Here is a 15539-nt window from a genome sequence, read left to right on the forward strand (position 1 = left end):
GGCAAATATATTATGAACTTTGTTTATATTAATCAAAACGTATTAAATAATCTTCTTTACATTCTAATTAGTATATTTATTTTTTATTTTATATACGATAGCGGGCGCTATTTAAAGAAATATAAAACACTACTTATTACTCTTTGTTCGAGTATCCCACTTATTCTATGTATGAGATACCCTATCTATATGGATGAGAGTTGTATTCATGATTTAAGACAAATCCCAGTCATAATTGGTACACTCTATGGTGGATTCCCTGTCGGTATCATATTGTTTACAATTTTATTAATTACAAGATTTTTATTTTATGGATTTAATATGCTAACTGTCATTGTTTACGGAATAATGTTTATCATTACAGCATTCGCATCCGCAAAATTTAATACATATAATAGAAAAATAAAAGTAGCTTTTTCCATGTTTTTAACCTTTTTCCTAGCAATATTTACAACTGTAATTGTCTTAACTTTATCAAATTTTGAAGTAAATAATTTGTATATTATTTACTTCATAATATTACCGACTACTCTAATGCTATTTATTGTTTATATAAATGAAGTTATAAAAGATGCAGTATGTATGCGATCAAAATTAATTAAAATGGAGAAAATGGAGATTGTTAGCCAACTCGCTGCTAGTATATCACATGAAGTAAGAAACCCTTTAACTGTCGTAAAAGGATTTACACAACTTTTGAAAACATCCAATTTAACTCCCGAATCGAGAGACAAATATATTGACCATATACTTGAAGAATTAAATCGTGCTCAAGAAATTATTGATGACTATTTAACATTTGCCAAACCTGCTCCAGAAAAATTAGATCATATTTCAGTCGAACAAGAGTTAAATAGAGTTATTAATATGATAGTGCCCTTATGTAATATGAATACGGTACATATTACGAAAGATTTCTCCAATGCAACAATAGTTGGTAATAAACAGCACTTTCAGCAATGCTTTTTAAACTTAATAAAAAATGGTATTGAAGCAATGCCTAATGGTGGCACTTTAAATATCTCCTCTTCTATTAGTAATAATAAAGTTATCATACGAATTGAAGATAGCGGAATTGGTATGTCACAAGAGCAAATAAATCGCTTTGGCGAACCGTATTTTAGTACAAAAACGAAAGGTACAGGTTTAGGCACAATGGTTGCTGTTAAGATCATTGAAACGATGCAAGGTAATTTGAAAATCCGAAGCGTTATGAATAAAGGTACTACTTTGACAATTACATTTCCGAAATGTAATACAAACGCATCTAACAACAAATAAAAAAGGAGCAATTATGCTCCTTTTTTATTTGTTTCGATACATAAGTATCTTCTATGTTTTTTAGTTTTACATTTGTGGAGACTAATTAAAAATTAGTACCCTCCGCCCCAACAGCTGCATCCAACGATAATTAATAAAATAAATAACACAACTAATAAAGCAAAACCTCCACCAAAACCACAAGAACCACCGTAACTCATATTTTCTCCTCCTTTTGGTTTGAAAACTAATAGGTAGTTGATCATTTTAACTGGTTCGTATTATACATTATGTAAATATCCCTTTTTTGAGCATGTCTATATAAAAATAAGTAAAAGCACTCATTTGAGAGTGCTTTAAAACGGATACCAAAAATTTTGAAATACATGTAACTTTAAATATACTGCAGCAATTAAAATAAAAACACCTACAAATAAAGCAATGAAATCCCCGCTTTTCGCTTTATTTGTATAGAACCACGTACGTGTATCCTTCTTTCCAAATCCTCTTAAATCCATTGCATTTGAAACTGTATCGATTCTCTCTAAAGAATGAATAATTAAAGGCCAGAAAATTAAGACACGGTTTTGCATGCGGATCCATAAACTTGCTTCTCCTTTTTCAAAAGCTACTCCTCTCGCCTCTTGGGCATGTTTAATAACTTTATATTCGGACTGAATATCAGGTATATAACGTAATGCAATATTTATCGCATAAGTAATTTTATAATGAATTCGAAATTTACTTAAGCTACTCACAAATTTGCTTGGATCAGTCGTATAAATAAAAATAAGTGTAAATGGTAATAACGTAAAATACTTTAACGAAAGTGTAGCTGCATAAAATAATGTTTCGTATGTAATTGTTGCATATCCAATATACACAAATGAAGTATATGATCCGGTTAATTCAGATCCATGGGTTGGTGTAATAAATAAGATCATAACAGAATTTAATAAACTAAATGTAAATATAACAGTAAAAACAATAAAAATTTTACGAAATGGAATTTTAGCAACTAGAAGTCCGATACATCCAATCATAAATATAAATAGCAATATGCGAAAATCAAAAAATAAAAAAGTAAGTGTCATACAAAAAATAAATAATAACAATTTCACTGATCCGTCCATGCGATGAAAATATGTATTATACACCTTCCTCCCTCCTAATATCATCAAAATAAAGTTCCATAAACCTTTCAGGATTTGCAATACCACTAAATTTAACGAGTTTAAATAAAGAACTCTCCTTTAAGTTCGCTCTTTTTAACGTTTCTGGATGACCTAATACAATAGATGCAGTATTATTCGCAATAACTTCTCCTTCCTTTAGAACTATTGCTCTGTCTGCATATTCTAATGCGAGATTCATATCGTGTGTGATAAAAATAAAGGATATTCCCTTTGCAGCTAGTTTTCTAATAAACGTCATAAATTGTTTATAATGATAATAATCTTGTCCCGCTGTCGGTTCATCTAATATGATAAGTTTTGGATTTGTTGTTAGTACAGATGCAATCGTTAATCTCTTTTTTTGCCCATAACTTAATGCCTGAATTGGCCAATTTCGAAATGGATACAAGCCACAAATTTTTAATGTTTCCTCTGCTCTAAGCTTAATTTCTTCCTTCGAAAATTTTTTTAATTTTAATGAAAATGAAATTTCTTCCATTACAGTAGCTTGTGTAATCATATGATTTGGATTTTGCATCACATAAGATATAACCTCACCGCGTTTACGAATAGACCAAGAATTGATATTTACTCCATCAATTAAAATCCTATCATTTTTTGTTTTGTTTATCCCTATAAGACTATGAGCTAGTGTTGATTTTCCAGCTCCATTATGTCCTAGGAGTGCTACTATTTCCCCTTTAAATAGAGAGAAATTTACATTGTCTAATACTTTTTGTTTATTAGGATATGAGAATGACAAATTCTCTACTTTCAATAATTCTTTTTTTGTAGGAGTATCTTTACAAAAAGTTTGCTTCTCCATCCACTCATTTATTACTCCACTAACACTTTCCCTTTGAAGATTTTCAAGTGGGTATATTACGTCATTATTACTGTCAAAATACAATCTCTTTAAGCCTTCTATGTACATAGGTTCTCTTAATCCGATAGATGGTAATATATTTGATGCTAAAATCTTTTCTGGTATGCCTATCGCAACAATTTCTCCTTCATCAATTAAAATGATTTTATCTAAATCTAGGTTTAACATTTCTTCTATTCGATGTTCAATTATTACAATTGTTTTATTATATTGTTTATGTATATCTTTAATAAGTTCTACTGTATGTAAGCTACTAACTGGATCTAAATTTGCTAACGGTTCATCGAACAATAATATATCAGCATTTGTTGTTAACAGACCTGCTAAAGAAACCGTTTGTTTTTGTCCTCCTGATAATTCATGTGGACTTTGTTTATGAAAATTATGCATCTTTACCTTTTTTAATGATTCCGAAACAATCTTTTTCATATCATCTTCATTTACGCATTCATTTTCTAAATAAATAGCTACATCTTCCTCTACTGTAAGACCAATAAATTGTGCATCTTGATCTTGCAAAATTGTTCCAACCTGTTTACTCTGTTCAAAAATACTTCCTTTCCTTGGGTCTTTTCCGGCAATTAAAATAGTACCAGTACTAGTCCCTTCATAAGAAAATGGGATTAGCCCATTCATACAATGAGCTAATGTCGATTTCCCTGAACCACTTCGCCCAGCAATCAGCACTTTTTCCCCAGGATATATATGAAATGTAACGTCTTTAACAGTAGGCTGCGCTGCATGCTTATATTGAAAGTTGAATTGTTCAAAAGAAATAATTGGTTGCATGTTAACATCCCTACTTTTCAATTTTTAAATGTGTATGTTTCTTATTAGATTTAGCTAACCCTATTGTAATTGGCAATCCAAGAACTAAAAATACAATAACATCAGCAATTGTTGCACCTAATACTTGTATAACAATTTTGTCAAACGGTTCTCCCATCACAATAATATCGAACGCCCCAGCAAATATAATAGCAATGACAATACCAATTAACCCAGTAATAGCTAAATAGGAAATATCTCCTTTATTATATGTCCCGTTTTTCACACTAAAGCCAACTCTTTTTTGAATAAGCCCCATTGCAAAGCCGATAATGCCTGAACTAAAAACCCAGCCCCACCAAATACCCCAGCCAGCAATTGTATCTGTTACGGTATGACCGATAAGTCCTATTAACAGCCCTGCCACTGGGCCAAATAACGCACCAAAAATGGTTAAAATAGCTAACGCAGGTTTAATAAATGTATTGGGTGCAATAGAAAATCCCCAAAGTCCTAATATCCCGTATAATGCTGCTCCAATTCCAATTGCCACTACTAATTTTGTTGATAATTTGTTCATTACAATTCTCCTCTCTTAATAGTCAACTTTTATTACTCTATATTTATTTTGAAAATGAATTATGCATCGACACTCCCTTTCTATACAACAAAAAATGACCTCTTACATAAGAGGTCATTTTCTTTCACGTTCAAGAATCCTCTTATCTTCCAAAAAACACATCGTGTTCTCTGCGGAATTAGCACCTTCCTATAAATATATATAGGGGTTGCTGAGGTTTCATAGGGCCGTTCCCTCCACCTCTCTGGATAAGTATTAATTTGTAATTCGTATTATGGCATTAAAAAAAATAATTTTCAATACTTTTCTAATTATTTTTATTTTTTGTTTAATAGTACATTTAAATCATTGTATTCTTATCGGAATTGTGAAATAATGAATTCAAAATAGTTACGGGAGGAATGTACGATGAAAGTAATCGGTTTAATTGGTGGACTAAGTTGGGAATCTACATTATTATACTATAAACATATTAATACACTTACACTCTCTCAATACGATCAAAATGCAAAGCTTGTTTTATATAGCATGGACTTTGGTGAAGTAACTACTTTATTACAAAATAACCAATATGAAGAAGTGAAAAACGAATTAGTCACCGTTGCAAAGAAGGTTGAAAAATCCGGAGCTGAATGTTTATTAATGTGTTCCAATACGGTCCATTTATTTGCTGAAGAAGTAGAAAGTGCAATATCCATTCCTCTTCTTCATATCGGTGATGTAAGTGCTAAAGTAATGGTAGAACAGAATATAAAGCGTATCGGATTATTGGGTACGAAACAAACGATGGAACAAGACTTCTATAAATCACGACTAGCGAATTATAACATTGAGACAATCATCCCCAATAAAGAGGAAAGAAATTTTATTCATCATGTTATTTTAAATGAATTAAGTAAAGGAATTATTTCAGAAACATCAAAAGAAAAGCTATTACAAATTACAAAATCATTAATTCAAAATGGTGCAGAAGGTATACTACTAGGTTGCACCGAAATACCATTGCTCATTTCCCAAAACGATCTTACTGTTCCTGTTTTTGATACTGCTTTTTTACATGCAAATACTGCTGTGCAGTTTGCAGGATAATTATATAAAAGCATAAAGGTACAGCCTCTATGCTTTTATATTGTCTAAACTATTTATTTAAAAAAGATGTAATCACTGCAATTGCTTCTTTTGAACCACCACATTCTAAAAAACTATCTTTCAGTTTTCGTATTCCATGCTTATACTTTTCATTTGAAAGAACATCGGTTACCGCTTCTTTTAACGTTTGCACATTAACATTCTCTTTCAATAACCGATGCGCTGCTTCAAGCTCAGTTAATCTTTGTGCTATCATTGGCTGGTCTTTATCATGTGGAATGATGACAAACGGGACATTAAAATGAATAGCATCGTGTACACTGTTCATACCGCCATGTGTAATAAAAACACCTGCTTCACTTAATACTTCTGATTGAGGTACGTATGGAGCAATTATAAAATTGTCTGGCGCTTTCTTAATTTCAGAACGATCATTTCTATCACCAATTGCCATTACAACTATTCCATCAAAATCCGAAAAAGCATCAATGCACATATTAAAGAATGGTTCAAGTCCTTCAAGCAGTGTCCCCATTGAAATATATATAACTTCTTTACCTTTAAGCAATTCAAGTGGAAACTCTACATTTGTTTTACGTTTTGAAATACTCGGCCCAATAAAAATGTTATTTCTTCCAAATAAATCACTATTCGGTTGAAAATAACGACTTGTGTACACAAGAGTAATATCTCCCTTGTTATGCATAAATTGAAGATTATTTTTAGGCTTTACTCCAAATCCATGTTCCATTTGATATAGTAACTGTTCAGAAATTTCATCGGGTTGAAATGTTATTTCTGCATTTGGATGAAAAGGTAATGTCTCCAAAAATTTTGGAGGAATTAAAAATATAGGAGAAGAAACTATGCCTGGAATTTGTAAATATTCCTTTACTAACTCTCCAGCGCCAAATATATCATAAATTACGAAATCAAAATGTATGTTTTCACATAATTGTTTCGTAATTTCTAATATATATAAAGAAGTTTGAACATGTACACGAAAGAAAGAATTCAGCCCATCTGGAGTTTCAGAGTCAATAGAAATCTCCTTTAATAAATCTGGATGTGTATATACAGTAGCTCCCAAATCTTCAATTCTGTCTTTAAATTGTTCTGTCGTAATATAATGTACGTGATCACCCCGTTCAGTATAGGCTTTGACTAAACTTAATGTAGGATTTACATGTCCCTCTGCTGGAAAATTAACCACTAAAATATTTAGCACTTATTTCTCACTCCTTACATTTCAATTCGCTTATTAAGCATACTGTAATTATTACCGTCAATCTTCACCTAATAGTCCTAATATGCTTACTACTTTAGGTTGATAAATAATTGTTAGTGTTTAAATTAAAAAAGGCATCTACATAAGTAGATGCCAACCCGTGATAAGGAGTGTTCTGTGAGGTTAGAATAAGCTTTTCAGCTTGTCCTATGCTATCAATATATGATTAATTTTATAAAGCGTGAATAGTTGATAGTTTGATTTTACATCTCTATCACCCATTTTGAATTTATTCCTACATAAGACGACCCTAGTTTCTATAACTTTTCGTATTTTTTAATCTTCTTGAGAGCTATCTATTTTTGTAGTTTCTCCAGTCAACCGCTTATTTTTCAATTCAAAATAAGCATCTAAAACTTCTTTTCCAATATCAGAGTTAATACCAGATTTATCATTAATAACCCACGGCACAACCACAGAGAATGCTACTTCAGGATTATCATATGGCGCATATCCTGCTAACGTTAAATTATAACATTTTCTTCTTTCACCCTTTTCATTTCTTCCGATATCACTTTCTCCACCGTAAACTGTCTGTGCTGTCCCTGTTTTACCTGCTGGTTTATAAGAGGCTTTTTGGAACGCCCTTACTCCTGTTCCATCACCTTCTTGGAATACCCTTCTAAATCCTTCTTTTACTTGATTTATATATTCCTCTTTCATATCTATTTTATTTAAAACGATTGGCTCTACTGCATGTACCACTTTACCAATCTCATCTTTTTGCGACGTTTGCTCTCTTACCTCTTGAACAATTTGTGGCTTCATTCGATATCCACCGTTTGAGATTGTTGAAATATACTGTACGAGCTGGAGTGGTGTATATGTGTCATACTGGCCAATTGAGTAGTCTAATAAAAACCCAGGTTGATTATCTTTTTTACCAATTTGTCCAGCTGTTTCATTCGGTAAATCGATACCCGTTGGAACACCTAATCCAAATTGCCCGAAATAATACCTCATTTTATCAAAGTACTCCTGCTTAATGTTTAATGAACTATTTTTCACATAATCCACACCAGCAATTTTTAATGCAGTATGAAACATATAAACGTTTGAAGAGACTTGTAACGCTCTTAAATCATCAATATTACCAAAATCTTTCCAAGACTTTTTTTCCTTAGTTCCTTTAAACTTCATGGGTGCATCATAAAAATATGTACCTGGAGTTATAGCTTTTGTTTCAAATCCAGTTAAAACTGTCGCACCTTTCACTGTTGATCCAAGCTCATATGAACTAGTCATTGTGCCTAATGCATAGTCTTCAACTTCTGTTTTCCCGTCTTTTTCTACAAGTCTTTTTCCAGCCATGGATAATACTTGTCCGTTTTTCGGATTCATCATCACAACGAAAGCACGGTCCAACATAGATTCTGACCCTTTATATATCTTTAATATTTTTTCAATACTTTCTTCTACTTTTTTCTGCAACTCCATATCTATTGTTAAAGTTAAATTCTTACCACTCTTTCCCTCAGAAACAGTTTCCGTTCTTATTGTATTACCTTGTTTATCTGCAACACTTCTTATTTCTTTTTTTGAACCATGCAGTACATCTTCGTATTGTTGTTCGATATAACTTTTTCCAACTCTATCATTTCGGCTATAATCACGTACTAAATAGTAATCTAATCGCTCACCTGGTAATCCTTCATCGGAATTAGAAACATTTCCAAGAACAGATCGGAATAATCCATCATTTACATACACTCTCTCCCAATCAACCGACACATCTACACCTGGGAGATTTGCTAAACCTTCACTAATTATAGTAAATTCCTTTTCACTAACATCTTTTTTAATAATTTGAGGAGCCATTTGATAACCAGAAGTCATCTTACTTTTAATAGCTAACACTTTAATATCTTTATCTGTTAAATCCTGAAGATTTTTATCTGTAACTCGTTTTCTTTTTAACTCTTCAATTTTTTTATCTAAATTTTTTCCGGTAATATCTTTATCTCTGAACTTATTTATTTCTTTTTTAGATACTAATTTTTCAGTTAGTTTCGGATTTAATTGCATCCAAAAATCTTTCTTATCCGTCTCAGTTAGCTTGTCTATATCTTCTTGTGGTATTTCAATTATGTCTGCAAGTTGTCTTGCTGTTTTTAATATTTCTTCTGATTTTACACCTTTCATCTTTGTATATGTAATTGTACGTAAAGACTTATTATCAACTACTGGATTCCCTTCTCGGTCAAATATTTTTCCCCGCGGCACAGAAAGGCTTACGGTTGCATTTTCTCTCTTCTTCACTTCATTTTTATACGTCTCACCATCGATAATTTGTACTTTACCTAATTGTATAATCATGGCAGAAAACAATATAAATACACATAAGAATAAAATGTTTAACCGCATCGGTACTGCTCTACCGCTTTTTTTCTCTTGTTTTTTCACCTTGTCATAACCTCCTCCTTACTGTATTTCTATTAATAATTGAATCTATATATTAAAAGTAATGCACATTTTCTATACATTACTTTGCACAAATACTAATATATTGATAAAAACTTAATAGAAATTAAAGCAAATCTAAAGAAAAGGTAAAGTTTTCTAAATTAAATACAAAAATACCCAATAACCAAAAACTTAGCTTTTGGTTATTGGGTATTTAATAATTTAAGAGTTAATAATTGGACGTATCGATTCAAATCTATCATCATAATCTGATAAAGGCTTTTTACTCTGAAATTTTGGCAAGTAAATCGTTACTGTTGTTCCGACGCCAACCTCACTCATAATACTTATATTCCCTTGATGACTTTCAATAATTTTATAACTTAACATCAATCCAATACCGGTACCTTTTTCTTTCGTACTATAAAAAGGTTCGCCTAATCTTTTAATTCGTTCTTCAGGTATTCCTATTCCTTTATCAATTACACTTATAATGATACCATCTTTTCCTATTTCTTTTATGTGAATTGAAATTCTCCCACCATCTGGCATAGCTTCGATTGAATTTTGCAAAATGTTAATAAATACTTGTTTCAGTTGATTTTCTGAGCATTCAATGATTATATCTTTAGAATTTGCATATAATTCAACTTGAATATTTGTCATAATTGCTTTTGTATTTATTAACGAAACGACATTTTTAAATATTTGATAAATATTTTTCTTTTCGGTGCTTAGTTCATCTGTTTTAGCAATCGACAAAAATTCTTGAAGAATCGCTTCTATTCTTTCAATTTCAGAAAGCATTAAATCAAAATATTTTTCTTGATCTTCTTTATTAATTTGAAATAGCTGTATAAAGCCTTTAATGACTGTTAATGGATTTCTAACTTCATGAGCAACACCAGCTGCTAATTGACCGATTGCTGCAAGTGTATCTGATTTATTTAGCAATTCTTCTGTCTTTTTCCGCTCTGTAATATCACGTACAATAATCATAATTTTATCATGCAATAACGGTAAACATCTAGCTTCGAAGAAATCGATACTTTCATTAATTGTAAGTGGATATTCCACAATTACATTTGTCCCTTTTTCTTTCACTTGACAAATTGCTTCTTGAAATTTTTTTGCTACTGTAGATGGTAATACTTCGTAAAACTTTTTTCCCATAAAAGCTTCTGCGGGTACGTAAAATTTTGTAGGGGATCCTGCTTTATAATCAATAATTGTTCCATCATCTTCCGTTAAGAAACATAAATCTGGTAAAGCCTGAAAAATTAATTCTAATTCAGACGTTTGTTGTTTTAATTTCTCTTGTATTGCTTTTAAATGTGTAATATCCACACCAACAGCCCAATAACTAAATCCACTTACAGGAAACTGTTCTGATATATTGGACCACATTATCGTTTTAATTTCACCATTTTTACAAGTTAAACGCATTTCCCAGTCTCTAAAGTTCTTTCCACGAGTCAAAAATTTCTTTTGTATCTCGTGACGATAATCATGATCCGGATACAGTAATCGAAGTGCGTTTGGATTTCCAATTACCTCTTCCGCAGTATAGCCTGTCACAATTTCACATTCGCGATTCCACAAAACAAAATCTCCATTATAATCAAGTGCATCAACCATAACAGGCATGTTTTGTAAGATTGTATGTAGTTCCTCCTCTTTTCGAGTAAGTAACGTTGTATTTTTATTTTGAAATCCTTTCATTACTCCATCTATAATTAAATTTGAAAGCATTTCAAAGTATTTTTGGCAATTGAAAATTTCACTTTTCTGAGACCATACAACAAAAGATCCTAAATATTGATTGTATAAAAAAATGGGGATTTCAAGTTTGGGAAGTTTACATATTTTCTTTTCATTTATTCCAAATGAAAATATACATTCTTTTTCAGCATCAAGAAGTTGATGTGATATGTTGGTTAATTGATAAAATTGTTCTGCCATGGTTTCTATTGTACTCACATCAATAAGTTCCATTAGCCGCGCATTCATTCCTTTTTCACCTCAATATGTAAAATTCATACAAATTTTAAATTCATACTTCTCCATTATACGAAGAATGTGCCTGTAGGTATATAGCTGAAGAATAATTATTCGAACAAATTTTATTTTTCAATTAAAAAGAAAAAATATATCCGTACAAAATTGAAACTCTAATTAGTAAGTTTTTTCATCACCGATTAATTATTAGCTGTGCCAATCATGATCTTTTATGTTGCACAAACTCTCCTTAGCTCCTTACATTTGTTAAGTTTTGACATGAATTCATACGTATTAGTTGTATTATAAAAATGCATTAAATATAAAGTTCATAAAATTTTCACAATTACTATGAAAAATATAAACATTTATTCCAATATATTCTATATAATAAAATGTAATAAGGCTTCTATGAATCTCATAGAATACCTTACCCCTAATAAAAAGAAAAAAAGAATCTATTTAGATTCTTTTTTTCTTTTTATATTACATTACATATTTATATAAAGCATGTGCAACACCATGTTCTTCATTAGTCAAAGTTTCATATTGACACATCGCTTTTATTTCTTCGACTGCGTTCCCCATTGCAATTGATAGATTTGCTTTTTCCATCATGGATACATCGTTTAACCCATCACCTATCGCTACAGTATTTTCAACTGGAATATTTAGATGTTCCGCTAAAGTATATAGTCCATTTCCTTTTTGAGCGTCTCGATGATTAATCTCTAAATTATGCCAATATGAAGATGTAATTGCTAAATCAGTATTATGCAGAAACGTTTCTTTTAACTTTTTTAATTTTTCCATGTCATAAGAAAATGGTAAAAGCTTATGCACATGTATATCTGTTTCTACAATTGGTTTACAACTTTCTGCACTAAGAAATGCTGTATGTTCAAGGTATAATGCTGCGATCGTTTCCAACTCTTTCAAATCGATATTTTCATTTGAATGTTTCACATAATCGATTTCATTGCGTACACTCTCTACTCCATATTCCGGTACGTACACACCTTTATTAGTATAAAGCTGATAATATAATCCATTTTCTTCAAGATAATTCACAATCTCGAGCGCCTGCATATTTTGAATTGGATATCTCTTCATCATTTTTTTATCATTATATATAAGCGCACCATTTTCGGCAATAATTGGACAATCCAAATTAACTTCTAACAACAATCGTTCAATATCGACGATAGAACGACCTGTACAAATTGCTACAACATGACCAACTTCCTGACATTTTCGAATTGCTTCTGCATTCTCGTTACTAATCATTTTGTTCCCCGAAAGAAGAGTTCCATCTAAATCAATTGCGATTAATTTCATTATTTCTTCACCACTTTCTATATATACACGAGCTCATGTTAAACAAAAGGTATCGTTTTCATACCACTCTCGTAAAGCACTCTTTATTTATAATTTATGAAAAGCGTTTCAGGTCAAGAAATAATTATAAATAAAATCCAAAGCAAAGGCTTTGGATTTTAAACTATGAATTATAACGAATATATTTTGTCTCACACGTGTATACATTTTTTTCTTTAGTTGGAACGTAAACTTTAAACTTTTCTAAACGTTTTCCGTAAATATGAATTGTGACAACGCTTTCATTTTTATCTATTTCAAGAATGTGACAATCAGCTGGTGGAATGACTTTATCTGTTTCTCCTTCTCCCAAATAAAGATTTCCTGTATGAGTTAAATAAACAAGTGAATTTTCAAGCTGCTTAGTTTGTATAAAGTTCTGCACCATTATTCTTCCTGTAAATACACCTTCTACTCCCCATGTGCCATCATGATCATGCAAAGGAGTCGATTGTCCATCTTTCCATACAAGAGCTAATACTTCAAAACGATTTAAAGGATCTTCATATAATAAGTGTCGTGCATATTGAGCCGAATTCGCCTGCTGTTTTTCTAACGGAAGCCATGTTTTCTTTTCTAAAAGTTCTTCTAATAATTTTTCAATCCCACAAACCATTTGATCTTCTAACAAATTACTATTTATTAAATCCGTTACAGCTTTAATAAATGTTTGGAACGTCTTACTTCCATTACACGTTAACATAAGCATCCTCCTCTACTCTTATTCACACACTTCCATACTAAATAACCAACTAAAATTTCACAATTGAGAAATAAAAAAACAAGGTACAGTAAATTTGTACCTTGCTGAACAGTTTATTGAGTTTTTAAGCAGATAGGTAAGAATTTCAAAGTTTGTTCATTTTCCAATATACATTGTTCTAAATTGAACGATGGAGATAATGCTATCTTTTCAAAAGCATTTATAAAGGTAGTTAATGCAATCTCAGCTTCTAAACGTGCAAGTGGTGCCCCTAAGCAAAAGTGAGGACCTTTACCAAATGTTAAATGCTTTTCATTTCCTATTCGGTGTATATTAAATTTAGAGGCTTGCGAAAACTTTTTCTCATCTAAATTTGCTGCACTTACCCACGCAACCACCATTTGATCCTTTTTCATCAAAGGGCCAAATATATTTGTATCCTCTGTAATTCTCCTAGCTAATGTAATGGGAAAGCGATAGCGTAATACTTCCTCAATTGCTTTTGAAATTAATGTAGGTTCTTCTCTTAATTCTTTATATGTTCCTGGTGAATCCACTAAGAAACAGTAAAAACTATTAATAATTAAATTTGTAGTTGTTTCATTACCAGCCGCTAATAAACCCAATGAAAAAGTAACAATTTCTTCATCAGTTAATCTTTCTCCTTCATATTCAGCTCGTATTAAATCTGAGATAATATCATCCGTTAAATGGTATCTCTTTTCCTGAACGATTGGTAGAAGATATGCTTTAAATTCATTTAGTGCTATCCCCTTTTCTACATCCAGATCATTAAACTTTTCTTTACTATACGGCATAAATAAAATATCAGACCATGCTTTAATTTTTTTGCGGTCAGTTGTTGGCACTCCTAACAAATCGGATATAACAGTAACAGGTAAAGGAGCAGCAAACTCTTCAACGATATTAACTTCACTATATTTTCCAATATGTTGTACAAGTTCATTTGCGATAGCCTGTATTCGAGGTTTCCATTGTTCTAAACTCCTTGGAGTAAATGCTTTAGAAACGATAGAACGTACATTGCGATGTTCTGGTGGATCAGTAGAATTAATATTGATTCGAGTTTCTAAAGGAGGGATTGAGAATTGTCTTCGCTCCCTTCTACTTGAAAACAGGCGATAGTCTGATAAAACACGATTTACGTCCTCATACAAAAATACATTCCAAACATCTTGCTCTTCATCATAATGTACTGGGTGATTATCCCTCATAAATTGATACCACTCATACGGATTCCACAATTCCTCTTTCGTTTTCAGCTTTGAAATTTCATGAACTAAAATCACATTTTCAGGCGAAGCCATAGTCCTTTCCTCCCTTTTCTTTTACAATAAAAGTGATAGGTCGGTAATTCAAAGTTGTATAATCTAACATATGTTATTTTAACATATACTAAAGGGGATTTTTCGTAGGAGAACTTGAGAAATAAATAAGGGGGATTTTTATGTATGTTGATATTTTATTGCTCGCAGAATTGACGTCAGGGCCAAAATATGGGTATGAAATAAAGAAAAATATTCAAAATCGGTTAGGAGAGAATTTTGAATTAAATCATAATATGCTTTATCCTTCTCTTCGACGTTTTGAGAATATGGGGGCTATAACGAAAAAGGTACATACACAAGTCGGAAAACCAAACCGAAATATGTATGACATTACTGAAACAGGAGAAGAAATCTTTTCTGAAATGTTACGCGAGTTTCCCGAAAAACTCGCGACAAACAATGCAGAATTTCTTGTTCGTATCGCGCTATTTGAAAAACTTGATTATGAAGCTAGAAAAGAAATTTTAACAATACGCCAAAACGTACTACATAAACAGCTTACTGCTATTCAATCTTTAGATGCTAGCTCATCTTTTATTACAGAAGTCATTGAATTTAGTAAATCACGTATTGAACATGAATTGCTTTGGATCACATCACTGATGAAGAAAATATGAAAAAAGAAAAGAAAAGTTAAAAACAGTGAATGAAAATGAGATTTAT

At 31.5% G+C, this 15539-nt stretch carries 13 protein-coding genes and 1 riboswitch; of the genes, 3 read left to right on the top strand and 10 right to left on the bottom strand.

The annotated features are described in order from the left end of the window. Positions 1–12: 12 nt before the first annotated feature. Positions 13–1281, top strand: coding sequence for a sensor histidine kinase (locus MR079_RS04175; protein WP_046647226.1), 1269 nt, complete (start codon positions 13–15; stop codon positions 1279–1281). Between the two features lie 92 nt (positions 1282–1373). On the opposite strand, the gene MR079_RS04180 is transcribed toward MR079_RS04175, so the two are convergent. The 4 genes from MR079_RS04180 to MR079_RS04195 form a co-directional block, all read right to left on the bottom strand. After that, positions 1374–1481, bottom strand: coding sequence for a YjcZ family sporulation protein (locus MR079_RS04180; protein ID WP_000120182.1), 108 nt, complete (start codon positions 1479–1481; stop codon positions 1374–1376). A 135-nt stretch (positions 1482–1616) separates the two neighbouring features. After that, positions 1617–2417: an energy-coupling factor transporter transmembrane component T family protein gene (locus MR079_RS04185; RefSeq protein WP_242293585.1), complete on the bottom strand. Its 801-nt coding sequence runs from the start codon at positions 2415–2417 to the stop codon at positions 1617–1619. Next, positions 2410–4110 (bottom strand): ABC transporter ATP-binding protein, encoded by a 1701-nt coding sequence (locus MR079_RS04190; protein WP_242293586.1) that lies wholly within the window; start codon positions 4108–4110, stop codon positions 2410–2412. Before MR079_RS04190 ends, MR079_RS04185 begins: the two co-directional genes overlap by 8 nt. 10 nt (positions 4111–4120) lie before the next feature. Beyond that, the gene (locus tag MR079_RS04195) at positions 4121–4669 is read right to left on the bottom strand and encodes an ECF-type riboflavin transporter substrate-binding protein (RefSeq protein WP_001038197.1); all 549 of its coding nucleotides are present in this window, start codon (positions 4667–4669) and stop codon (positions 4121–4123) included. A gap of 139 nt (positions 4670–4808) precedes the next feature. Further along, positions 4809–4924, bottom strand: a riboswitch (SAM riboswitch). Between the two features lie 153 nt (positions 4925–5077). On the opposite strand from MR079_RS04195, the gene MR079_RS04200 reads away from it, so the two are divergent. After that, complete coding sequence (locus MR079_RS04200; RefSeq protein ID WP_242293587.1) at positions 5078–5758, top strand: aspartate/glutamate racemase family protein; 681 nt, start codon at positions 5078–5080, stop codon at positions 5756–5758. A gap of 49 nt (positions 5759–5807) precedes the next feature. Here the strand turns inward: MR079_RS04200 and MR079_RS04205 are convergent, their stop codons facing one another. From MR079_RS04205 to MR079_RS04230, 6 genes are all read right to left on the bottom strand, one after another. Then, the gene (locus tag MR079_RS04205; RefSeq protein ID WP_242293588.1) at positions 5808–6986 is read right to left on the bottom strand and encodes a macrolide family glycosyltransferase; all 1179 of its coding nucleotides are present in this window, start codon (positions 6984–6986) and stop codon (positions 5808–5810) included. A gap of 336 nt (positions 6987–7322) precedes the next feature. Beyond that, on the bottom strand, positions 7323–9449 hold the full coding sequence (locus MR079_RS04210) for a peptidoglycan D,D-transpeptidase FtsI family protein (protein WP_242293589.1): 2127 nt from the start codon (positions 9447–9449) through the stop codon (positions 7323–7325). A 222-nt stretch (positions 9450–9671) separates the two neighbouring features. Continuing rightward, complete coding sequence (locus MR079_RS04215) at positions 9672–11459, bottom strand: ATP-binding protein (protein ID WP_242293590.1); 1788 nt, start codon at positions 11457–11459, stop codon at positions 9672–9674. 474 nt (positions 11460–11933) lie between these two features. After that, entirely contained in the window at positions 11934–12785 is an 852-nt protein-coding gene (locus MR079_RS04220; RefSeq protein ID WP_139865702.1) for a Cof-type HAD-IIB family hydrolase, read from the bottom strand. Between the two features lie 163 nt (positions 12786–12948). Then, a complete protein-coding gene (locus tag MR079_RS04225; protein ID WP_242293591.1) occupies positions 12949–13527 on the bottom strand; it encodes a cysteine dioxygenase family protein in 579 nt (192 codons plus the stop codon). 113 nt (positions 13528–13640) lie between these two features. Beyond that, positions 13641–14855 carry a cytochrome P450 gene (locus tag MR079_RS04230; protein WP_000158000.1) on the bottom strand — a complete coding sequence of 405 codons (1215 nt, stop codon included), beginning with the start codon at positions 14853–14855 and terminating at the stop codon, positions 13641–13643. Between the two features lie 140 nt (positions 14856–14995). Between MR079_RS04230 and MR079_RS04235 the strand changes: the two genes are divergently transcribed. Then, a complete protein-coding gene (locus MR079_RS04235; protein WP_062822557.1) occupies positions 14996–15493 on the top strand; it encodes a PadR family transcriptional regulator in 498 nt (165 codons plus the stop codon). Positions 15494–15539: the final 46 nt, after the last annotated feature.

It is taken from the genome of Bacillus cereus group sp. BfR-BA-01381, assembly GCF_022663555.1.
GTDB classification, from domain to species: domain Bacteria; phylum Bacillota; class Bacilli; order Bacillales; family Bacillaceae_G; genus Bacillus_A; species Bacillus_A pacificus.